This is a genomic window from Dactylosporangium sp. NPDC048998 (assembly GCF_043197855.1).
Classification (GTDB): Bacteria; Actinomycetota; Actinomycetes; order Mycobacteriales; family Micromonosporaceae; genus Dactylosporangium.
In genome coordinates this window covers 24,129-46,603 of sequence record NZ_JBICTV010000029.1, presented here as the reverse complement: position 1 = coordinate 46,603, position 22,475 = coordinate 24,129, and the positions used below count along the sequence as shown (strand labels likewise).

Annotated in this window: 16 protein-coding genes and 1 CRISPR repeat array; of the genes, 9 read left to right on the top strand and 7 right to left on the bottom strand. The window is 69.5% G+C overall.

The features are described 5' to 3' along the window. The first annotated feature begins 242 nt into the window (after nt 1-242). Genes casA through cas2e form a run of 7 tightly spaced genes read left to right on the top strand, consistent with a single transcriptional unit; the run spans nt 243 to nt 6,504 of the window. Nucleotides 243-1,901, top strand: a complete 1,659-nt coding sequence (gene casA / locus ACGFI8_RS38355; RefSeq protein ID WP_392812197.1) for a type I-E CRISPR-associated protein Cse1/CasA — start codon at nt 243-245, stop codon at nt 1,899-1,901. Beyond that, entirely contained in the window at nt 1,858-2,559 is a 702-nt protein-coding gene (gene casB / locus ACGFI8_RS38350) for a type I-E CRISPR-associated protein Cse2/CasB (protein ID WP_392812195.1), read from the top strand. The genes casA and casB overlap by 44 nt, the downstream gene beginning before the upstream one ends. Beyond that, nucleotides 2,556-3,731: a type I-E CRISPR-associated protein Cas7/Cse4/CasC gene (gene cas7e / locus ACGFI8_RS38345; protein WP_392812194.1), complete on the top strand. Its 1,176-nt coding sequence runs from the start codon at nt 2,556-2,558 to the stop codon at nt 3,729-3,731. The genes casB and cas7e overlap by 4 nt, the downstream gene beginning before the upstream one ends. Continuing rightward, complete coding sequence (cas5e, locus tag ACGFI8_RS38340) at nt 3,728-4,501, top strand: type I-E CRISPR-associated protein Cas5/CasD (protein WP_392812193.1); 774 nt, start codon at nt 3,728-3,730, stop codon at nt 4,499-4,501. Before cas7e ends, cas5e begins: the two co-directional genes overlap by 4 nt. A gap of 4 nt (nt 4,502-4,505) precedes the next feature. Continuing rightward, nucleotides 4,506-5,234 (top strand): type I-E CRISPR-associated protein Cas6/Cse3/CasE, encoded by a 729-nt coding sequence (gene cas6e / locus ACGFI8_RS38335; RefSeq protein ID WP_392812192.1) that lies wholly within the window; start codon nt 4,506-4,508, stop codon nt 5,232-5,234. After that, nucleotides 5,234-6,226, top strand: a complete 993-nt coding sequence (cas1e, locus tag ACGFI8_RS38330; RefSeq protein WP_392812190.1) for a type I-E CRISPR-associated endonuclease Cas1e — start codon at nt 5,234-5,236, stop codon at nt 6,224-6,226. Before cas6e ends, cas1e begins: the two co-directional genes overlap by 1 nt. Beyond that, nucleotides 6,226-6,504 carry a type I-E CRISPR-associated endoribonuclease Cas2e gene (gene cas2e / locus ACGFI8_RS38325; RefSeq protein ID WP_392812189.1) on the top strand — a complete coding sequence of 93 codons (279 nt, stop codon included), beginning with the start codon at nt 6,226-6,228 and terminating at the stop codon, nt 6,502-6,504. Before cas1e ends, cas2e begins: the two co-directional genes overlap by 1 nt. 18 nt (nt 6,505-6,522) lie before the next feature. Beyond that, nucleotides 6,523-9,824: a CRISPR direct-repeat array (repeat unit 28 nt; unit sequence GTCGTCCCCGCACGCGCGGGGGTCTTCC). Nucleotides 9,825-9,900: 76 nt separating this feature from the next. On the opposite strand, the gene ACGFI8_RS38320 is transcribed toward cas2e, so the two are convergent. Both ACGFI8_RS38320 and ACGFI8_RS38315 read right to left on the bottom strand, forming a co-directional pair. Beyond that, complete coding sequence (locus ACGFI8_RS38320; protein WP_392812187.1) at nt 9,901-10,137, bottom strand: hypothetical protein; 237 nt, start codon at nt 10,135-10,137, stop codon at nt 9,901-9,903. A gap of 1,365 nt (nt 10,138-11,502) precedes the next feature. Beyond that, nucleotides 11,503-11,826 carry a hypothetical protein gene (locus tag ACGFI8_RS38315; protein ID WP_392812185.1) on the bottom strand — a complete coding sequence of 108 codons (324 nt, stop codon included), beginning with the start codon at nt 11,824-11,826 and terminating at the stop codon, nt 11,503-11,505. 636 nt (nt 11,827-12,462) lie between these two features. Here ACGFI8_RS38315 and ACGFI8_RS38310 point away from each other — a divergent pair. Beyond that, the gene (locus ACGFI8_RS38310; protein ID WP_392812183.1) at nt 12,463-12,885 is read left to right on the top strand and encodes a hypothetical protein; all 423 of its coding nucleotides are present in this window, start codon (nt 12,463-12,465) and stop codon (nt 12,883-12,885) included. A gap of 247 nt (nt 12,886-13,132) precedes the next feature. On the opposite strand, the gene ACGFI8_RS38305 is transcribed toward ACGFI8_RS38310, so the two are convergent. The 4 genes from ACGFI8_RS38305 to ACGFI8_RS38290 form a co-directional block, all read right to left on the bottom strand. Next, entirely contained in the window at nt 13,133-13,603 is a 471-nt protein-coding gene (locus tag ACGFI8_RS38305; RefSeq protein ID WP_392812181.1) for a hypothetical protein, read from the bottom strand. 1,438 nt (nt 13,604-15,041) lie between these two features. Next, a complete protein-coding gene (locus tag ACGFI8_RS38300) occupies nt 15,042-16,322 on the bottom strand; it encodes a hypothetical protein (protein WP_392812180.1) in 1,281 nt (426 codons plus the stop codon). 3 nt (nt 16,323-16,325) lie between these two features. Further along, nucleotides 16,326-16,850 (bottom strand): SigE family RNA polymerase sigma factor, encoded by a 525-nt coding sequence (locus ACGFI8_RS38295; RefSeq protein ID WP_392812179.1) that lies wholly within the window; start codon nt 16,848-16,850, stop codon nt 16,326-16,328. 315 nt (nt 16,851-17,165) lie between these two features. Next, complete coding sequence (locus ACGFI8_RS38290; protein WP_392812178.1) at nt 17,166-18,038, bottom strand: site-specific integrase; 873 nt, start codon at nt 18,036-18,038, stop codon at nt 17,166-17,168. Between the two features lie 485 nt (nt 18,039-18,523). Between ACGFI8_RS38290 and ACGFI8_RS38285 the strand changes: the two genes are divergently transcribed. Continuing rightward, nucleotides 18,524-19,489, top strand: a complete 966-nt coding sequence (locus ACGFI8_RS38285; RefSeq protein WP_392812176.1) for a transposase — start codon at nt 18,524-18,526, stop codon at nt 19,487-19,489. Between the two features lie 331 nt (nt 19,490-19,820). Here ACGFI8_RS38285 and ACGFI8_RS38280 read toward each other — a convergent pair whose 3' ends face one another. Next, entirely contained in the window at nt 19,821-21,896 is a 2,076-nt protein-coding gene (locus ACGFI8_RS38280) for an Hsp70 family protein (RefSeq protein WP_392812175.1), read from the bottom strand. Between the last annotated feature and the right edge of the window lie 579 nt (nt 21,897-22,475).

Sequence of the window (22,475 nt, the reverse complement as noted above, 5' to 3'; positions counted from 1 at the left end):
CATGGCGGGGAGGACCTATGGGCGAGCTACACCCACGGGACACCCCGGCGGAGCCGGGCGTGTTCAGCGTACCGGAATAAATGATCAAGCAATTGTCACCAGCTATACCCAGTTCGGTCGATGGTGCTACGCTCGGCCGGTCCGGAGCGCGGCGCCCAGTGTGCCGCTCCGCTCCTCGCGTGCCTGCCAGCGCACATGCACCTCGGAACAGTCCAACGCTCAACGATGCGTGGAAGGACGAGATGTTCAGCTTCGACTTGACGACGGATCCGTGGATCCCGGTGATGACCCGCGACGGACGGCAGACGGTTTCGCTGCGTGTCGCGTTGCTCGAGGCGCACCAACTGCTGGGCGTCGCGTTGGACTCGCCGCTGGAGGCCGTCGCGTTGTTCCGGCAGGTGCTGCTGCCGGTATACCTCGATGCGCTGTTCGTCGACGCACGATGCCGGTACCCCCGGACAGCGCGCGAGTGGGGCCAACTCTGGACGGCAGCGGTCCTCGACCGCCGTCCACCCTGGGCCGACCACGGACCTGGTGAGCAAGGCCCGATCGACGCCTACCTGGATCGGTACCGTGACCGGTTTCAGGTCTTCGGCGCGCATCCTCTTGCGCAGGTCGCGGAGTTGCGAACCGTCAACGGCGAGACCAAGCCGGTGTCGGTGCTGATCGCATCGGCGGCCTCTGGCAACAACGTTCCGCTGTTCTCGGCCCGGACCGAAGCAACGCCGCCGGCGCTGTCGCCTGCGGAGGCGATCAGGGCGGCGCTGGCGACGCACTGCTGGGACACCGCGGCCATCAAGTCCGGCGCGGACGGCGACCCGATGGTGCGGGCGGGCAAGACGACCGGCAACCCGACTGGTCCTCTCGGGGGGATCGGCGTGGTGTTGCCGCTCGGCAAGACGCTCGCCCAGACACTGCTGCTGCATGTACCGATCACGTCCGCCACAGGATTCGACGACCGGCCACAGTGGCGAGCGAGCCCCGACCGCGATCCGTCTGCCAGGCCCGAGTGGCAGCAGCGTCCGGCCCGCGGCCTGCTGGACCTGCTCACCTGGCAGGCCCGCCGGATCCGACTTGTGCCGGAGGCCGGCCCCGACGGGACAGCCGTCATACGACGTGTGGTGCTGTCCGCTGGGGACCGGATGACTCGGCTCCCGGACGAGATCGAGCCGCATACCGCCTGGCGGATGTCCAAGAACAGCAAGGAGCAGGTGCCGGCCCGGCACACGGTCGGTCAGTCCGCCTGGCGGGGCATGCTGCCGATGCTTGCTACCGCGCCGAACAACCCGCACGGCTCCAGCCCTCGGGTGCTGGGCACGATCCGTGACGTCCAGGACCAGGACCAGTTGCCGATCGACTACCCGCTGCGGGTCCTGACGGTGGGGGTGCAGTACGGCAACCAGTCCGCTGTTGTGGAGGATCTGATCGTCGATCTGCTGCCGATGCCGCTGGCGGCACTCAACGCGGACAGCGGCGTCTATCAGATGGTCGAGACCATGGTCAGCCAGGCCGACGACCTCCGTGTGGCAGCCAACCGGCTTGGTGACGAGCTCAGACTCGCCGCCGGCGGCGAGAAACTGCCCTGGGACAAGGGCGATCGGCTCGGGGACCGAATGGTGCACGCGTTCAACCCTGTCGCGCGGGAGGTGCTGTCCCGGTTGCAGCGCCGTCCCGACGACATCGACGCAACCGAGGAACTGTGGCTCGCCGAGGCACGCCGCATTGCGTTGATAGCCGCCGAGGGTGCCCTGAACGCAGTCCCGCCCGAAACGTTCATCGGCCGTGTCCACAGCCCACGGGATATCTATCGCGCAGCCGCCGCGGAGGCTCGATTCCGCGCAGCGGTCCGCAACATTCTTGGCCAACCTGTTCCTGCTGGCACACCTTCAGGAGGTGCGTGACGACATGTCCACCACGGACGAGCGACCCCTGTTCTACTGGCAACGCTATGTGGCTGGCGGTGCGCGGTTCGCCAGCAGTGCTGGCGCCGACTTGGCCGCACTGCGCCGCGGTGTTGGCCGACTTCCCGGATCGGTTCCGGCGATGTGGCCGTTCTACACGCAGATCAATTCTGACGGGCGGACGACCGCGCGCTACGCCGCCGAACATGCCGCCCTCACGCTCTTCGCGATTCACCAACAGTCTCAGGCCACGTCCATGCACCGCCCGGGCATCGGCCTCGGCACCGCCGTGCTGAGACTCCGGCAGCACGGCCAGCGACGCGGCGGTGGCCCGGCGCCGGCCACCGGCCCCGCTGCTCCCGACTGGTCGAAAGAGAGCCCGGTCGACCGCCGGTTCAATAGCGCCGCCACCGCATCCGACGTCACCGAGCTTGTCTTGCACTTGCGCGGCCTGGTCACCCAGCTGCGCGGCATCGCCCAGCCGCTCGACTACACGATGCTCTTCGACGACCTCCGTCGGTGGGACTTCCCCGAGGGCGCAGCCCGGGCCCGGCGCCGATGGGGCATGCAGTACTTCACCCGCAACGGCCAAACCAACGACAAAGACGAAGACACCGCAACCGATCCCACCCAGCCGACCGACGAGGAGTCGCTGTGAACCGCACCTACGTTGACGTGCACATCCTGCAGACCGTCCCGCCGTCGAACCTCAACCGGGACGACGCCGGCAGCCCCAAGCAGGCCATCTACGGCGGGGTGCGCCGCGCCCGAGTCTCCTCACAGGCGTGGAAACGCGCCACCCGGCTGGCGTTCAGCGATCGACTGAACCTGCCGACCGAACAGCTCGGCATCCGCACCAAACGTATTGGTCAGCAGCTCACCGACCGCATTACCATCCGCACCGGCCTCGACCCGCAAGCGGCTCGGCGCCTCGCCGACGCCATGCTGGCTGGGCTCGGACTCACCGCCAGCAAGAAGAAGGCCGAGGAGAGCGCCTATCTGCTGTTCTACGGCAGGGCACAGCTCGACCGGCTCGTCGACCTAGTCGCCGACAACGCCGACGACCTCGTCGCCCTCGCCGACGAGCCGCTCACGAAGGCCACCGCGGAGCTCGGTGTGCAGCAGGTCCTCACCGAAGGTCACCCAATCGACGTGGCCCTCTTCGGCCGAATGGTCGCCGATCTCACCGCCCTCAACGTCGACGCCGCCACACAGGTTGCCCACGCCGTCAGCACCCACGAAGCCAGCTTCGAGTTCGACTATTTCACCGCTGTTGACGACGCCAAAGACCGCGAAACCGAGGACGCCGGCGCCGGGATGATCGGCACCGTCGAGTTCACCTCCGCCACCCTGTACCGGTTCGCGACCGTTGGGATGCACCAGCTCATCGAGAATCTCGACGGGCGGGTCGACGCGGCGGTTGACGCCCTCGCCGCGTTCCTCGAGGCGTTCGTCTACTCGATGCCGACCGGACACGCGAACACGTTTGCGCATCACACTCTGCCGAATCTCGTCTCGGTGGTGGTCCGCGGCGACCAGCCGGTCAACCTCGTCTCCGCCTTCGAAAACCCGGTCCGGCTCCCGTCTCCGTACGCCAGCGAAACCCGCCCCCGCGACGGGATCGCCGCCGAATCCGCCCGCCGCCTCGACGCCGAACTGGCCAAGGCGGCCCGCCTGTGGGGCGTCACTCCGCTGCTCGCGACGTCGCTCTACGACCAGCAGGCCGTACCCGAGCCGGCCGCGCTCGGCCCGGTCCAGCCATTCGCCGACATCGTGGCCGCAGTCCGCGACACGGTCACCGCCCGCATCACCGAAAACGTCCCGGCATGAACCAGCACTCGGGCCCCGGCCCGCACAGCCTCGTGCTGCGGCTCGCCGGCCCCATCCAGTCGTGGGGCGGCCAAAGCCAGTTCAACCGCCGCGACACCCAATCGGAACCCACCAAGAGCGGCGTGCTCGGCCTGCTCGCAGCCGCACACGGCTTGCGGCGCCAGGACCCGATCGAAGTCCTGCTCAGCCTCACCTTCGGGGTGCGCACCGACCGGCCCGGCACCATACTGCGCGACTATCACACCGTCAGCACACTCGACGGCACACCCCTGCCATCCGCGCAAGTCAACGCCAAAGGCACCCAGAAACGCACCTCGCCGCCCAAGTACACCCACCTCACCACGCGCTACTACCTCCAGGACGCCGTCTTCGTCGCCGCCGTCAGCGGCCCGCAACCCCTGCTCGAAACGCTCACCACCGCCATCCGCAACCCCGCCTTCCCGCTCTCGCTCGGCCGGCGATCTTGCCCTCCCACACAGCCGCTGCTGCTCACCGACCCCGAACACGGCACCGATCTGTGGCACGGCGACGCCCTGAGCGTCCTGCTCCGCGTGCCCTGGCAGGCGCCCACGCGTAAACCACCCACCGGCCGACTGCCGATCACCGTCGACGACCCCACCGGCGACGACGTGCGCACCGACCTACCCACCTCCTTCGACCCGCTACACCGCGCCTTCACCACCCGCACCGTCAAACACCACTGGGCCACACCGCCGGGCTACCCGCCGCTCGCCGACCACCACGACCCGTTCGCTCTGCTCGGAGGCTGATCCGATGCCCTACCTGTCACGTGTCTGGCTCAACCCGCAACGCACCAAGGCCCAGCTGTTCCTGCGCAACCCCCAGGTCGCGCACGCCGCGGTCCTGGCCGGCATCAGCCGCCAACCCATCAGTGAACGCGTCCTGTGGCGTCTCGAGCCAGACCCGGTAACCCAACATCGGCTCAGCCTGCTCGTACTCACCGACAGCCACCCGTCATGGGAGCACCTCGTCGAGCAGGCCGGCTGGCCACACGCCGACGAACCACAGGCCATCACCCGGTCCTACGAGCCGCTGCTGAACCAGATCGCACTCGGCAGGCAGTTCACCTTCCGGATCAAGGCCAATCCCACCAGCTCCACCAAGACTCCCGACAGCCCGTCGCCGCTACAGAAGGAACGTCTCAGCCAACCCAGGCCACGCGGCGTCCGAGTCCCACACCGCACCGTCGCCCACCAACTGGCCTGGTTCACCTCCCGGATCCACCGGTGGGGCTTCACCCTCGTTGACGGTGAAGCCGGTCTCCCAGCGGTGCGCGTGTCCGGCCGCGAAAGACTGTCCTTCAACAAGAGCAGCAACCGCGACGCGCCCGTGGTCCTGCAGACCGCAACGTTCGAAGGCGTCCTCACCGTCACCGACCCCGGCACCGCCCGCCAGAGCCTGCTTCACGGCGTCGGCCACGGCAAGGCCTACGGCCTCGGACTTATCACCCTCGCGCCCACCATCGACACGGCACGCAGCTGATGTGGTGGCTCGCCAATCCCCAAGACCTCCACCGCGTCACCGACCGGATCTCCAACCTGTACGTCGAGAAATGCCACGTAGACCGCGACGACAACGCGGTCGTGCTTGTCAACCGAGAACGCACCATCCGAGTGCCCGCCGCGATGATCGCAACACTACTGCTTGGACCAGGCACACGCGTCACACACTCCGCGGTCGCGCTGCTGGCCAACTCCGGCACCGCCGTGTCCTGGGTCGGCGAACGTGGCGTCCGAATGTACGCCTCAGGATTGGGGCCCAGCCGCGGCGCCCAACTCCTAATCCGACAGGCATACCTCGTCACCCGCACGAAGGAACGCCTCGCTGTCGCCAGACGCATGTACGCCATGCGATTCCCCGACGAAGACGTCTCCGGACTCACTATGCAACAACTGCGCGGCCGTGAAGGAACTCGCATCAAGAAGCTGTACCGAGAGCAATCGACACGCACCGGCGTTCCGTGGAACGGACGAGTCTACAGACCAGGACATCCATTCGAGGCCGGCGATGATGTCAACCGGCTCCTTTCGGCCGCCCACAGCTGCCTCTACGCCATCTGCCACGCCATCATCGTCGGCATAGGTGCCAGCCCAGGCCTCGGATTCGTCCACACCGGGGGCGCCACGTCGTTCGTCCTGGACATCGCCGACCTGTACAAGGCCGAATACACGATCCCGATCGCCTTCGACCTCGCCGCAGCAGGGCACGTCAGCGAGCGAGACGCCCGCATAGCCTTCCGCGACAAAGTCGCTGACGGCAAACTTCTTGCCCGAATCGTCCGCGACATCAAAGCATTGCTCCTCGTCGACCACGCCGCTTTGGAAGACACTGACATCAACGAACTGTGGGACGAAGAGCACGGAAACGTTCCCGGCGGCGTCAACTGGGCGATCGACTACGCAGACAACCTCTCCGACGACCTACTCGTCGGCGTGACCGGACCCGACATCGACCCAGCAAAGCAGGTCGACTAGTGACCGTCGTTGTCCTGATCGCAGTCGCGGAAGGCCTCCGAGGCCACCTTACTCGCTGGATGATTGAAGTCGCGCCGGGCGTGTTCGTCGGCAATCCCAGCAGCCGGGTACGCGACCGTCTATGGAATCTACTTACCGAACGAGTCGGCGACGGACAAACGATCATGATCGAGCCAGCGCGCAACGAGCAAGGATGGGCAACGCGAACTGCGGGTCGGGACCGCTGGTACCCAGTCGATCTCGACGGACTGATTCTAATCGCACGTCCACGCCGATAAAGTCCCAGCTCAACAAGCGTCGTCCCCGCACGCGCGGGGGTCTTCCAGGGTCGTACCCGGCCGCCGGTTGCTCCGGCTGGTCGTCCCCGCACGCGCGGGGGTCTTCCTCCCGCGTACAAGGTCGGCCAGGGGGCCGGTACGTCGTCCCCGCACGCGCGGGGGTCTTCCGCTAGCGCCGTCCGCGTCGACCTGGACGACGCCGTCGTCCCCGCACGCGCGGGGGTCTTCCCCTCCCGATGATCCACCGCCACGGGCGGTACCGGTCGTCCCCGCACGCGCGGGGGTCTTCCCCCGAGCCTGCCGAACCAGACCCCGTTGTCCAGGTCGTCCCCGCACGCGCGGGGGTCTTCCCCGGCCGCGGACCATCGGCGACATCAGCGACGAGTCGTCCCCGCACGCGCGGGGGTCTTCCACTCGGCGGATTCGCGCCGCTGGATACCGTGCCGTCGTCCCCGCACGCGCGGGGGTCTTCCGCCGCGGGCGGCGCGGCGCGCCCTGGGCTTGTTGTCGTCCCCGCACGCGCGGGGTCTTCCGGCTTCGGCTCCCTCGAAGTTCGCCGCGGCGAGGTCGTCCCCGCACGCGCGGGGGTCTTCCGCAGGACGTTGAGCGTGGTCAGCAGTTCGATGAGTCGTCCCCGCACGCGCGGGGGTCTTCCCAGAGTGCCGCTGTAGGAGTCGCGACCGATGGTGTCGTCCCCGCACGCGCGGGGGTCTTCCGAGTGCGCGCTCCGCACTGACCGGCCACGCTGGGTCGTCCCCGCACGCGCGGGGGTCTTCCCCGATCGGAAAGCCGGCGGTGGCGGTGGTGGCGGTCGTCCCCGCACGCGCGGGGGTCTTCCCAGAGCGGCCCCGCCGGTGTTGACGCACCGGACGTCGTCCCCGCACGCGCGGGGGTCTTCCCGCGTGGTTCCGGGGAGGCCCGGACGCGGCCGGGTCGTCCCCGCACGCGCGGGGGTCTTCCCCACCTCGCCCGCCGCCGAGCACGGTGTCGTCCCCGCACGCGCGGGGGTCTTCCGGCCGACTTAACGTCAACGCAGCCCGTCAGGTAGTCGTCCCCGCACGCGCGGGGGTCTTCCATTCGACAGGAGGCGGAGAATCGTGGGTAGATGGTCGTCCCCGCACGCGCGGGGGTCTTCCCTCTGGCAACGTCCGCGTCGCGGTTACCGGCGCGTCGTCCCCGCACGCGCGGGGGTCTTCCCTCTGGCAACGTCCGCGTCGCGGTTACCGGCGCGTCGTCCCCGCACGCGCGGGGGTCTTCCCGGTCATGCCGGGCGAGTAGTCCTGGTGGAGCGGTCGTCCCCGCACGCGCGGGGGTCTTCCCGTGTCGCCCGCGAAGTGCAGGACCAGGTGCCCGTCGTCCCCGCACGCGCGGGGGTCTTCCGAACGCGAGACGCTCGTACGTCTCGTCATACTTGTCGTCCCCGCACGCGCGGGGGTCTTCCGGTCGCGACGTCGGTCGAGTAGGCGGCTGGCTCGTCGTCCCCGCACGCGCGGGGGTCTTCCGCTCGCTACGCACGTCACGGTCGGCGGGACCACGTCGTCCCCGCACGCGCGGGGGTCTTCCCGATCGGATGGCCGTTCCACCCGCCCCATGCCGGTCGTCCCCGCACGCGCGGGGGTCTTCCCTCTCCCGGCTCCGGGTCCTGCTCGAATTCCGGGTCGTCCCCGCACGCGCGGGGGTCTTCCCGACGCGAGATCCTCCGGCCGTGCTAGCTGATCGTCGTCCCCGCACGCGCGGGGGTCTTCCCCAACCGGCCCCGGTGGGGGTCCCCTCCACCCAGTCGTCCCCGCACGCGCGGGGGTCTTCCCCTCACGTGCGACGTCGAGTACGACACGCAGGTGTCGTCCCCGCACGCGCGGGGGTCTTCCCGCCAAGATGGAGGCGGCGACGCTCAAGGCCGCGTCGTCCCCGCACGCGCGGGGGTCTTCCTCGTGACCGCGTCGTCGACTACCTGCACGATCCGTCGTCCCCGCACGCGCGGGGGTCTTCCGCCCCGCCGGATAGCCACCCACCGGACTAGCACGTCGTCCCCGCACGCGCGGGGGTCTTCCTTTGGACTGATACGGCCCCGTCCGGTGCGCTAAGTCGTCCCCGCACGCGCGGGGGTCTTCCGCCGCCAGCGAAACTCTTGGCGCCGCCGGTGAGGTCGTCCCCGCACGCGCGGGGGTCTTCCCTCCTCAGCCCGCGCACCCGCCGCCGCCGCATCGTCGTCCCCGCACGCGCGGGGGTCTTCCCCCGAACCCGGATACTGAGTCTCACCGGAATTAGTCGTCCCCGCACACGCGGGGGTCTTCCCTGTCCTGGCATCGGCCCTCCTCTATGTCAGTGGTCGTCCCCGCACGCTCGGGGGTCTTCCCTTCGCGTTGCTCGCGCCGACCTGGTGACGGGCCTCGTCCCCGCACGCGCGGGGGGTTCTCCGAGCGAAGCGTGCCCTTGCGCGTGCTCAAGGTTGTCGTCCCCGCACGCGCGGGGGTCTTCCCGGGCAGGTCATGTCCTGGATCACCCCTGGTGGGTCGTCCCCGCACGCGCGGGGGTCTTCCGTGCCGCGACGGGCAGACGGACACGGTCACCGTGTCGTCCCCGCACGCGCGGGGGTCTTCCTGCTCGTCGTCGGCTGGCGGAGGTCGCGGCGATGTCGTCCCCGCACGCGCGGGGGTCTCCCCGCGATCTCCGACCAGCCCTTCGGGGCCTCGAAGTCGTCCCCGCACGCGCGGGGGTCTTCCGTAGGCGAGTTCCGCGGTGTGCTCGAGGCCGTCGTCGTCCCCGCACGCGCGGGGGTCTTCCCCGGCCCGAACACTGGCAGCACGGCATCCCCGAGTCGTCCCCGCACGCGCGGGGGTCTTCCCACCCAGGAACGCGACAAGGACGAGTTCGGCAAGTCGTCCCCGCACGCGCGGGGGTCTTCCGGAAACGTGATCCGTCCGATGCAGCTCCTGTGGTCGTCCCCGCACGCGCGGGGGTCTTCCCGCGGAGAGCGAGTTGGTACGTCACCTGGTCGTCCCCGCACGCGCGGGAGTCTTCCGTTGTAGCCGATGTCCGACCAGCCGTTGGTGTCGTCGTCCCCGCACTCGCGGGGGTCTTCCGGAGGCCGCCGCGAGCGCGACGAGGTAGCAGAGGTCGTCCCCGCACGCGGGGGTCTTCCCGGCCCAACGACGGGCTTGTTGTTCACGTCGTCGTCCTCCCCGCACGCGCGGGGGTCTTCCGAACTACGCGGGGGCGTTCGCCACCCAGCTGCGGTCGTCCCCGCACGCGCGGGGGTCTTCCCGACATTGACGGTGGCCACCTGCTGCCGTCGTCCCCCGCATGCGCGGGGGCTTCCCAGGCGGTCGCCGCCGCCGCGAAACGGGCAGATCAAAGCGAACATCCGGGTCCTTCTGAGTCGATCATCGGCCAACGTCAGCTCAGGAGCGGCCATATCAGCAACAGCACGTTTACCGCAATGGGCAGAACCTGTTCCAGGAGGACCTTCAACAACGCCGTCTGCGGGGCCGGCGACCCAGCGATGTCGGTCGTCGGCGTTCGGTCGGGCTTGACCAACTGAACGACGCGCTCCTCGGTTGTCACCGTTGTCTGCACGACGGTCGTGACGGTCATGACTCGAGTGACGCGGACGGTCCGGGGTTCGAAGGCCATGGCTTGACAGTAGCAGAATGCAAATAGGCCTAGCCACAGACGGCGCCATGATGCCAGGCAAGATGCCAGACTGTCTCGCGCAGCAGGAGGGCGGAGGCGGCTGTTGCGCTGTCCAGCGGTGATGGCAGCGCATCTTGGGCACTACTTTCCAGCAGTTCAGTGCGGCAACGGCACGTTCCCGGTAGCCACAGTTAGTGCGGTTCCGTTGATCTTTCGTCGCAGCGATGCTTCCGAGCCGCAGTCAGTGCCGGAGTTAAAATCGGAACGCCCGGCTCATGCTGGGGTGCTCCGTAGGCGTAGCCACAGGCCACGTCGTCCCTGCCATGCGGGGCCGTAAGACGTTGGCTCATCTTGCGAGTCGGGTTGCCGCTCGCAAGATGAGCCAGCACACCAAGCCTGGGTCACGGGTTCAAGCCTGGGCCTGTAAGTAACCACCTCGGTGTACGCGGCGAGCACGATCCGCAGACGGCCACGGACATACTCGCTTAGAACAACCCTCACATGCGCGTCAAAGAACGTCAGCTGCGTGACCCGAGCCGTAATGCGCACCTTAATCCGTAGGTTCAGGGTTCGAGTCCCTGGCCCCCACCACTTGACCTGCGGTTTCATCCCGCCTCTCGGTCCGATGCGGACCGTGGATGCTTGCTGGCTACTCCTTGCCGGTTGCGTCGTTTCGAGCCCCTTGAAGTCGACGGAAAACCCGTTATCGCACAGTTCCGGCGTTTGCCGGGAGCCGCGCCGACGTGCACCGACGACGGCCGCACCACCACGACGGCGACGTGCTGCTCGGTCGACCAAGTGCCGTCCAGGTGCCGTTCATCCCCGGGCTCGCGATGACTGTGCCGGTGGCCGCCCGACGCGGGGTTCCGGGCCTCGGCGGCCGTGGACCAGGCCGACCAACCGGGCGTTCCTCGGCTGGCGTGTGCGGTCAGGTTCGCTGGCCGGGGCCGCGCGGTGCGACGTGGTCGACGGGCGACTTGACACTACCCGCAAACCCAAGCGTGGATCGTCGTGACATCGGGCATACGGGGCCGCTGCGGCGACGCCCGTCGAATTCCACGTCGACGCGAACGGCACCGTCTATTCCACGCCGAACAGCGCCGCGGCCGGTCTCGCGGGCTGCCCCGCACCCGGGTGGCCGACCTGGTGCACCGACGCCGGCGTCAGCCTGCTGCAGTTGCTTGACCGGCTTGCCGATATCGAGCCGCCCGCCGAGACCCCACCGGCGCGGGACATCGATACTGCCGGCTGGGCGGCGCCGTCCTGATCTCCCGGGTCGGGCGCTGACGGTGCGAACGCGGAGCCAGTTGGTCGCTGCGCACCAAAGGGTCGAGCCCCAGCCGGCGCTTCTTGATGTCGATCCGGTCAGCAGGACGGTGCTGTCACCGGCGGTAAGCCGAGCTCGCCACGGAGCGGGTCGAGGTCGGCGACGTACCGCTCGGCCCACGCCAGCCACTGCTGAGCTGCGGTGACGTCGTGGCCGTGCGCCGCGCGGCTGGCGATCTCGGTTCGCGTCGCCTCGAGGAAGGCCGCCGCGTGCGGGGCGAGCCGCCAGCGCCGCACCTGGTCGACGAAATGCCGACCCTGCTCGGCTTCGATGTATGCGGCTCGGGCCTGGTCGAGGGCCGCACGGCGCCGGTCTTCGGCGTCCCGGCTCGGGCTGGCCAGTTGCTCGAAGATGCGCAGCACGCGCCGCCGCGACCGTACCCCCGCAGGCGGGGCGCGGCCCGGCCCCGGCAGCGGCGGCCTGCCCCGCGGAGGCCGGGACCGGCGCAGCGGCTGGTGGTGCAGCGGCCGACCTGGGTCGGCGGCCGCCCGCACCAGCGCTGCGGGTGAGATCCAGAAGGTGAAGTGCCGCTCGCCTCGTGCGGTTCGACCCAGCGCACGATGTAGTCGAGGTCCAGCAGCAGCCTGGCCCCTTCCCTGTCGGCAGCCGGCTCCGATCGAGGCCAGGAGCGCGTGTTGCCGATCATTGAGCCGCTTCCGGTTGTCGGGCACATGGACCACTCAACCGCCATGCCGCGTCCGGCGCCGGATCTCCTTTCCGACGTCTCGGGCTTCCGCCTATGGCCAACCGGCGCCGTGCTCGGCCCGGGCGTGACTCACCCGCCTTCTGCGGGCAGGAGTCGTGGCCGGGCTCCGGCGTATCGCCGGTGCACCGCTGCCGATCCGTGCGGGGCCGGTCGGGGCTTGTTACCGGGGCGAGGTCCCCCGGGAGCACTTGCCCTGGGCGGCGAGGTGAGGGTTCATGTGGCTGCGTCGGAGCGGGTCCGGCGCGGGCCGCGCGGCAGTCGCCGCCGGCCCATCGATGCGAAGGAGGACTCTGTGGCGGACAACGTGTCAGCACCGTCCGGTCCCGGCCCGACCGGTATCGGACTGGGGCTGGACCCGGCATCGGGCGCGATCGGTATCGACCCGGAGGACACCGAGGTCGTGCCGGCCGCGTTCATGGGCCTGGTCGTGTCCGCGCGGGCGACCTACCGGGCCATGCAGGCCAATGGCTGCTACCCGGCGATCGTCGCGGTCGGGGCGGTGGAGGACACCGTTGCCGCGCTGGCTCGGATCAGCAGCCACCTGGAACTCTATGTGGGCGACTGCTCCGGCCAGGGCGGTGAGGCCGTCGTGCGGGCAAGCGATCTGCTCGGACAGGCCCGTAGCGCGCTGAGCGACGTCCGGCACCATCTCGGGCTTGACGACGCGGCCGAGCCCGACCTGACGCCGCCGGATGTGACGGTGCTGGTCGGCTGAAATCCGTTCGGAGTATCGCGAGCCTCGGCATCGGCGGCGAGCCCGCCGATGCCGAGGTTGTTTAGCCGGCCCAGCAATATCGGCAGGATCCCGTCGGGCTCGTAGGCGAGGGACGGAGACAGCGGGTTCGCATGTTCTCGAACGGGCGCAACCCGGACGCCGCACGGCACGTTGACGAACGTCCGGTGTCTGCGGCCGTCGGCCGCAGCGCGCTTGCCCACCAGGGCTGGGCGGCCAGTGGTGCGGCTCAGTCATCAAGTGGCCGCGGGACTCGCTTGGCATGCTCCCGGGGCGGTGGCCCATCGGCGGCCGGTGGCTGTTGTGCCCGCTCGGCGGCTTCGTTGTTGCCGGCGATCCGTCTGTCGATGTCGTCGGGGTGGGCTGTGTAGTAGTCCAGCGCGGCGGCGATCTGGGCGGTGGTGAGCCCGGTGACCGTACGCAGTTCGCTGCGCAGGGCCTCGCCATGCCAGGTGGGGTCTTCGTGACGGATGGCGTGCAGTGCCGCGATGACCTCCCAGACATCCGGCCCGTCGGACAACGCCGCGCGCGGCCCCGTCGGTCCGGGCCGCATGACGATCCCGGGATGCTCGCAGGACCCACCGTCTGCGGCGGGGATGTGAGCGGATGCCGATCCGCTCGACGCCGTCGTCCTGCCGGCCTCGGGATGTGCCGCCGCCGAGGGCTGTATGCCGCCGCGCCCGTCGTTGATGCCGGTCATGACCTGATCAACGCAGATCACTGGCCATGATGCAAGTCGTGTATCCCCGGGCGGTCTGGTGTGTGACGGTCCCGCGGCCGGTCGGCGGGCGTGGCCAGAACGTGCGGGCCGATGCCAGCACGTCCGGCCCTCGCCGCCTGCTCCGAGGACGCCGCGAAACCGCCGGTGGACTCCGCAGGGCCGGGGCCGTCGCCCGTCACGCCATCGGCCCGGTCGACCCCGCACCCTTCCGCTCGCGAACAGCGACTCCACGATCACCTCGCCGCATGGTGTGCGCAGTCCGGCGACCTCCTGCAGCGAACGCACGCTGCGGCGGAACGGGCGCGTGCCGCACACCGGCACCGGTTCGTCGCCGTCGCGGCCGGGCGCGACCGGAACCGGCCACGCCGCCGCGGATCGGCAGCCGCGAGTGCGTCCGGCTTGTGCGCCGCCGGCGGATGCACCATAAGTGGGATTACGCGCAGTCGCTCGCAGTGCACCGTCCGACGCGAGGTGAGCAAAGGAGATCAGCAGCGTGGCGGTCCCTCTCCGGGAGGGTCCAAGGGTTGGCGCCAAGGACTCCCGACGCGGAGGAAGGCCATGATTGACCTTCGTGACGATCGGCAGACGACAGCGCGGTCGCGGTACATATTCGCCGTCGCCCGTCAAGGCCCACGACAACGTCCGTGGCTGGACCAATCAGGAGCCGTCGAACGAAACATCCCACTGCAGAGAATTCGGCAGAAAGGCGCGGCTTCGCTCAACCGCTCTGCAGGAGTGCTACACGCGCCGCCTCGTCGCCGAGAATCGGACATTCCATGACAGCGTCCTGGCCGAGCCGCGCCGCCGTTCGGGAGTTGTGCGTGCGCGCACAGTGACGAGGCACTCCTTGCGCACGCCGTTCGGGGTGGGGCGTGCGCGCATAGTGAGCGAGCGATCTCTCCGCACACCGTTCGGGGCTGGAGCGTGCGCGCTTAGTGAGCGACCGATCTGTCCGCACACCGTTCGGGGTGGGGCGTACGCGCATAGTGAGCGGGCTATCTCTCCGCACGCCGCTCGGGGTGGCGCGTGCCCGGACGCGAGGTAGCTTGCATGCACTCGCAGCACCACACAGCGCCCTGACCCCAAGATCTCGACCTATGCACAATCTTGCAGCCTGCACGCCCTCAAGGTCCTCGATCGTGGAAACCAGCGATGGCTATAGCCCATCCACCTTTCCACGATCGAGGATCACGCCGCCGTCGACCGCCAAAACCTCGCAACAACCCCAATCTTGAGCGACAACCATCGCCGAGCGTGCAGTCACACACACACCCGTCGCCAACAAGCCACACCACGCGGCGACCCGGCGCGCGCCCCCGGCGCAAGGAATGAAAGCCGGACGCCAACGGCCAAGTGGTCCGGCCGCCCTCGACACGGGGTACACCCCGAGGAAGGCGGCCGGACCTACGGTCGTTCTCTAGTGGCATCTCCAGACGATCGCGCGGATGGTGTCGCTGGGATCGTCGGCCTGGCCGGCGATCGTGCGCCCGTCGTCGCTGATCGTCACGGCCAGGAGGCTGGTCGTGCTCGGCTTGTGCTGGAACGGATCCGGCAGCTGCATCCGCTTGTCGCCGGCCACCATCAGGCCGTGGCCCTGTGGGTCGGTGCCGACCATCCAGCCGGAGGCGTTGGCCGTGTCTGGGCGTGTGGCGAAGCCGGGCACCGTTTCGACCGTGCCGGTCGCCAGGTCCCAGCGTAGGCCGCTGGCGGGGGCGCCGGCCGGCCGGTTGACGCCGATCACCCAGCCGTTGCGGATGGTGAAGGCCCCATAGCCGGTGCCGCTGACGACGGCGGGCGCCGGCAGCCGTCGACCCGTGCCGTCGGGCGCCCAGGCGTAGGCAACGCCGGCCCGCACGCCGCGGGGGTCGGGGGCCGTCGTCTGCACACCGCCCGGGATAGTCGTGTAGATCGACCCGATCACCGTGCCGTCCTCGTCGATCGCGCTCGCGATGCCGCCGGTCGCGTCGTCGGGCAGGGCCAGGGGCCGCGGCTCGGCGGTCGGGCTGGACCAGATCAGCGGCCGGCCGGTGCCGTTGTTGCCGACGATGACCTCGGCCGCGTTGATGCCGGCGACCGTGACGCCGTCGCCGCCCGGGAGCTTGGTGACCTTGCCGTCGCGGTAGAGCCAGGCGACCGGACCGCTGTCGACCCAGCTGTTGCCCACCCCGACGCCGGCCGCGTTGACCGCGCTGATCGCCTGGTCCGCGCCGGGGACGGCGACCTTGGTGGCCCGCCCGTCCTGCCACACCAGGACCTGCCGGTCGCCGCCCTTGGGGTACGAGCGACCAAAAATGATGCTTCCGGTCGGGTCGGCCGCGGTCACCAGCGCCATCGTGACGTTGTCCGGGATCGGCAGCTTCTCCGCCTTGCACGACGTCGGGACCGCGATGGCCCGCGCCGTCGCCCGGACGGTCGGCGGGGCCTTGGCGGCGGCGCTCGTACCCCCACTGCTGCCTGACGCCGCGGGGGCAAGCTCGGGCCGGCGGTCGGGGCCACGGGTCGCGGCCAGCGCCACCGGCACCGCCGCCACCGCGGCCAGGGTCAGCACCAGCACGCCGCCCGCGAGTGCCCGACGGCGCAGCCGGCGGCGGCGCCGGCCGTCGCGCATCGCCCGCGCGACATCGATCGACGGCGGCCGCGGTGGCTCGTCGGGCAGGGTCCGCAACAGGTCGCCGGCGTTGTATTCGTTGAGATCCACGTGCTATCGCTCCTCGGTCAGGACCGCGACCGACCGCTCGCCGAGCAGCCGTCGCAGCGCGTTCAACCCGTGGGACGTCTGGCTTTTGACCGTGCCGACCGTAACGCCGAGCGTGTCGGCGACCTCGGCGACGGGCAGGTCGTAGATGAAGCGCAGCACCAGCACCGCCTGTTGGCGGCGGGGCACCTGCGCCAGCGCGGCGCGCAGCACCGAGCGGTCCTCGACCTCGTTCTGCCCCGGCGCCGTGCGGTCCGGTATGTGCGGCGGCTCCGCAAAGAGCCGCACCTTCGACCAGGCGAGCCTGCGCTCGTCGATGAAGGCGTTCACGAGCATGCTGCGCACATACCGGTCCAGGTTTCCGGCCTGCCGGATCTTCGACCACCGCACGTAGAGCGTGGTGATGGTCTGCTGGACGAGGTCGTCAGCGCGGTGCGAGTCGCCGCTGAGCACATATGCGAGACGGCGCAGCGCCAGCTGCCGCGCCGTGACGTACTCCACGTACTCCTGGTCCGCCGAGCTGCCGCCCATCCAAGCCGCCCTCTCCCATCGGGGATTTCGTCCACCCTCAGACGGGATCGACGGACCATTCGGTTGTACGGCATCCGGCGGGGCTTCCGGCAGTGCTTCCGGCGGGGCGGTAGCTGCACAACGCACCGGTGCGCACCGACGCCCGTAGGTGCGCGCCGAGCTCGGGGAGGACCGCCTCGATCCGCCGCAGTGCGTCGCGGATCCGCGTCGTGAACTCCGTGCGGGCCCGCTCCCCCGGGCTCCCCGCCTTTTAATCCGTAGGTTCAGGGTTCGAGTCCCTGGCGGCCCACCACGTGACCTGCGGTTTCATCCTGCCTATCGGTCCGATGTGGACCGTGGATGCTTGCTGGCTGCTCGTTGCCGCTTGCGTCGTTTCGGCCGCTTCCCACCCTCGGCATCGGGTTTGACCTGCGGTTTCGGGACTGGTCCGGTCGCAACGGTGGTGGACTTCTGCGGGGGTCGGGGCGGGCTGGTCGGCCAGTTCCGGCGGCGGATCTTGTCCCGCACCCCTCTGGCGGTGGTGAGGACGAGCCGGGCGGTGGCCTCAGCGGCTTTGTGCTGGGTGGCGGGCAGCACGCTGGTGTAGGTGTCGGCGGTGAGCACGATGCTGGCGTGGCCGAGCTGATCCTGGACGGTCTTGAGATCAGCCCCAGCAGTGTGGGCGAGACTGGCCGCACCATGCCGGAGATCGTGCAACCGCACCGGCGGCAGCCCGGCAGCGGTGATCAGGTACCGCAGCCGCTTGGTGAAGCTGTTCGGATGGAACGGCTGCCCGTCCGGGCGGGTGAACACGTAGTCCCATGCCCGCCACTGCCTGCCTGCGGCTGTGCACAGCTGCCGCCGACGGCGCTGATGGGCGCGCAGGATCGCCACCGTGCGCCGGTCCAGGGCGATCGTGCGGCGACTGGCGGTGGACTTCGGTGGGCCTTCGACGACCTGGTAGCCGATCGTGGTGCGCTGCGTGGTGATCGACAGCTGCCGGCGGTCAAGGTCAACGTCCTGCCAGCGCAGGCCGGCGGCCTCCCCGCGGCGCAGCCCGCGCAGTGCGATGAGCCACCACAGCGGGTACAGCGGATCGTCGGTGACGGTGTCGAGGAACTCGGTGAGCTGGGTGGTGGTCCAGACCGCGACTGCAGGCCGATGGCCGTCGGTGCGCCACTGCTCGACCCGGGCCTGGGTCCACACCACGGCGTGGGGTCGGTGTGGCTGGCATCTCAACGCGGCGGGCCGGGTTGTCGGTCACCATGCCGTCGCGGATGGCGGCGTTGTAGGCGGCGCGCAGCGTGGCGCGGACCCGCTGCAGGGTGGCGGGCGACCTGGACTGGTCCGTGGGGGTCGTGGTGGCAGCGAGCTCGTCGACGCCGGCCACGACCACCAGCCGCGGCCCGTGGTCCGGCCGGACCTGATCGACAACGAGGGCCTCACCGCGCCCCTACGCGGCGGAACTGACCAACGGGGGGTGGCTGCCCGTCGTGCGTCGACCTGCTCGGCGCGATCGCCGCCGAGCTCGGCCGGCCCGACGGCGACCCAGCCGTGCGCGAGGACCAAGCGCCGCTGGCGCTGCGACGAGGCAGGGTGCCGGCGTCGTTCGTTCGCCGAGTCGGTGCCGGCACTGCCGGCACGTAGGCGGTTGACCAGCCGGTTGAGGGTTGCGGCCGGGGCGGCGGTGGCCGATGCCGGCCGTACCGTGGTCCAGGCGCCCGCGACCATGCGGTCTCCTGGCCGGTGGTCGCGGCGGCGTTCACCGACCACGCGCAGATGGTGCTGTCGGCCCAGCCGGAGCCGGTGCAGGTACTCGGCATCGACGAGATCTGCCGGGGCCGGCCCAGATGGGTCCTCGACGAGGCCACCGGTGGCTGGCAGAGCACGGTCGACCGCTGGCACGTCGGGTTCGTCGACCTTGTCCGGCCGGCAAGGGCTGCTCGGGCAGGTCGAGGGCCGCACCGCCCAGGCAGTCATCGACTGGCTGGACGAACGTGACCAGGCCTGGCGCGACGCGGTCCGGTTCGTCGCGATCGACATGTGCACGATCTTCAAGTCCGCCGTCGGTCCTGCCCCGGGCGACCCTGGTTGTGGACCACTTCCACCTGGTGCAACTGGCGAACCAGACCCTTACCGAGGTCCGCCGCCGGGTGTCACCATCACCCACCGGGGCCGGCGCGGCCGCAAGGGCAACCGCGAGTGGGAGCTGCGTAACCTGCTCACCCGCTCCGCCGCCCGGATGCGTGGCGAGCACGTCGACGCCCCTCCCCGACGAACTCGCCAGTCTGCCGCCAGCGATCGGCAACCCGATCATCACCGCGTGGCACGCCAAGGAGGACCTCCTCGACCTGCTCGCCACCGCCCGCACCCACCCGGATCGCGAACAGGTCCGCGACCTGCTGTACCGGTTCTACCGCCGCTGCGCCGACGCCAGCCTCCCCGAACTGGAGCGCCTGGCCATGACCGCCGAGACCTGGTGGCCAGAAATCCTGGCGTTCCTGCACACCGGGATCACCAACGCCGGCTCCGAGGGCACCAACCGGGTCATCAAGACCATCGCCCGCGACGCCTACGGCTTCCGCAACCCCGTCAACCAGCGACTTCGAACCCGAACCGCCACTACCCGCAAAGCCCGCGGGCATCTCGACCCCCGCTAACTTCGAAGAGCCGGTTTGCGGCGAGGTCAGGTACGACGTTCATGCGGATCGCGAGTTCGTCGGGGGTGATGGGTTCGCCGGTGGTCTGCTGGTGGTTGACGGCCGCGAAGCGGGCGGCGGGCAGCAGGTGCATCGGCACCTCGACCGGGGCCGGCCGGGGGCCGGGGTGATGTCGGTCGGTGACAGCACCGCGCCAGATGGGCCGGTGACGGCTCAACGTCTCCAGGCGGCCCGTGTCCAGGCACCGCAGTTGCGCCACGCCTGCCCCGAGCCTGCCGTAAGGAGCCGCCCGCATCTTACAAAAATCGCTGTCATGTCCTACATCAAGCCACTAGGACACCCACCGGATCGCGTCGAAGGTGACACTGTCATCATCGAATTTATTAACCCGAAGAAACACCAGACTGAACCCATTGTCGCCCCGGTTGGTCGTCTCAACGCAAAGGCCAAGATTCGTGTGTAGCTCAACCTCGACATGCGGGTAGCCATCCTTGAATGATTTAATACTTTCAAGGCATTGAACAGCAGTCGGAGGCGTGGACTCCGTCCAACGACTCCACAGCGTATATATTTCGAGCGTGCCGATGCTCGTCTCAATGTCGGAACCTTCGAATCGGCCGGTCGGGTCGACCACAGGAGGGGACGCGTCAAGATCCGCCGCGCCGCCGGCACACGTGGGACAGGCATTTATGGTAAAAGCACCACTCCAATCCAAGTGAGGCGGCGGAGGACTCGGCTTCCTCGTTCGCACGGCAGCGCTAGGACTCTGCGCGGCCGTGGTAGGACTCTGCGCCGTGCTAGAACTCTGCTTCCCAGAAACGGCTACGGCTGACGCCACTGCCCATACCGCCGTCAGCGCTGTGATCAGACCCCCCACGCTCAACAGCACCTTTGTGGTGGTGTTCATCGCGTTCACCGCCCGGCGCACGACCCCCGGCCGGTGGTCATTGTGGGCGGGGAGGGCTGGGTAGGGGGCGGCCGGTGCAGGCCGCTGTGCAGGCGGGAATACCTGATATTGGGTCGACCCCTGATGCCGAGCCAGGTCGCCAGACCTGGATCCCGGCGCATACGGCGCAGGCGGCATCGAGACGGGCGGCCTACGGACAAGAGGCATCGAGACCGTCGACGTCGGGACGGGCGACGTCGGGATAGGAGGCATCGAGATGGGCGACGTGGGGACAGGAGGCATCGACACCGGCGACATCGGGAGAGGCGACATCGGAGCGGACGGGTCCGGCGGGCCGGCCGGCGCCAGCGGCTTCGCCACCGGACGTGGTGGCGAACCAGCCGGCGATACCGCAGCCGACTCCTCGTCCTTCGGAGATGGTTGCGCCGTCAGCGCGACGGCGCGGTCGATGTGCAAGGTGCCGCTGGCCACGACGAGTTCGGGCTGTTCGATCACGGTTGGCGCGACACCCAGCGATTGGTGCAACAGCGTGGCGGCCAGTGGCATGCGACTGGAGCCGCCGACGAGGAACACCGCAGCGATGTCCTCGGCGCGAATCCCGGCGTTGCGTATGGCAAGCCTGGTTGCCGTGACCGTGCGCTCGAGCAGCGGCCGGGCGAGGTGGTCCAGCTGCTCCCGCCCGAGGACCGCCTCCAGCTCGAGGATCGGCATGAAGATCGTCGTCATGGCGTTGCGGGACAGCGCCTCCTTGCCGATGCGCACGTCGTCCCAGAAGGTCAGCGACAGCCGCCGGTCGGCCGAGATGGCCGGGGCGATGAGTCGGCGCCAGCCATCGGGGGCGCCCGCGCCGTAAGTGGCACCGAGGTGCGCGACGATCGCTGCGTCGACGTCCAGCCCGCCAGCGTCGAGGATGCCCGCCTCGGCAAGCACCTCGAACCCGCCGGCTGTGCGCCGCACCACGGACGCGTCGAACGTCCCCGCCCCGAAGTCATACACCACCAGGCAACGACCCACGGGTACCTCGCGATTGAGCGCGTACACGTAGTACGCCGCGGCGGCGACCGGCTCGGCGACCAGGACCGCCGGCGGTAGGCCAGCGATGGCGGCGGCCTCGCGCAGCGTCTGCCGGCGGCGGGCGCCCCAGCCCGCCGGGTGCGTCAGGACCAGCCGGTCGACTGTGGCACCCACGACCCGCAGCGCCTCGTCGCGCACCCGTCGCAGCACCGCGCCGATGAGCTCAGCGACCCGCACCGCTCGCTCGCCGAGCAGCACCTCGCCGTCATCGATGCGGGCCTTCGGGTGCGGCTCGAACGCCTCTGGCCGACCGCGGGACGCCTGCACCGCGTCGCGGCCGACAAGCAGCCCACCGCCCGGCATGACGCAGACAGCGGAGGGCAGCAGCGGCGTCTCGCCGAACAGCAACGGCACTACCCGCCCGTCGTTCAACCCGACGACCGCAACGGTGGACGAGGTCCCGAAATCGACGCCGAGCGTCACCATTCCCAGGTCATATCACACCCGGACCGCCATGATTGATATGCCGCACCACCTGACGCCCATAACCGGTCCATTCGGCCGAGACACCCTCCGTCGAGCAGGGGTTGCATTCCATCTTCGGTAGCCGCCAGTTGCGACGGATCACCTGCCTCTGCGGGCCGATATGTCCCCCGACCGCGCTGTAGCCTTCACGCACCGCAGGAGATGGTCCTGCCCTAAAATGCCTCAAATCATGCAAAGCCGCCCGTCAATCAGTAGCAACGGCACCGCGTCCGAATTGATCGTAAAATAGAGTGTTTCTATGAATTGGCTGATTCCCTTCGTACAGCACTGCCTGTTCGGCGGAGCTGTGGGTTTGGCCCAACTATGCTAGATCGGTACTGATCACTGACGTTCAGGGGTGAGTATCGTGGCAGCTAGGGAGCGACCGATGGCGGTTCATACCGATAGCGGAATCATTTCGGCCGGCAACAGCGCCACCAGCGGTGAGTGAGCTGGCGGCCGCAGGGCCGCGCGCCGAGGGCGACAGGTCGATCGCGACCCAGTTCAACACGGGGATCATGTCCTCTGGGGCGAACGCGA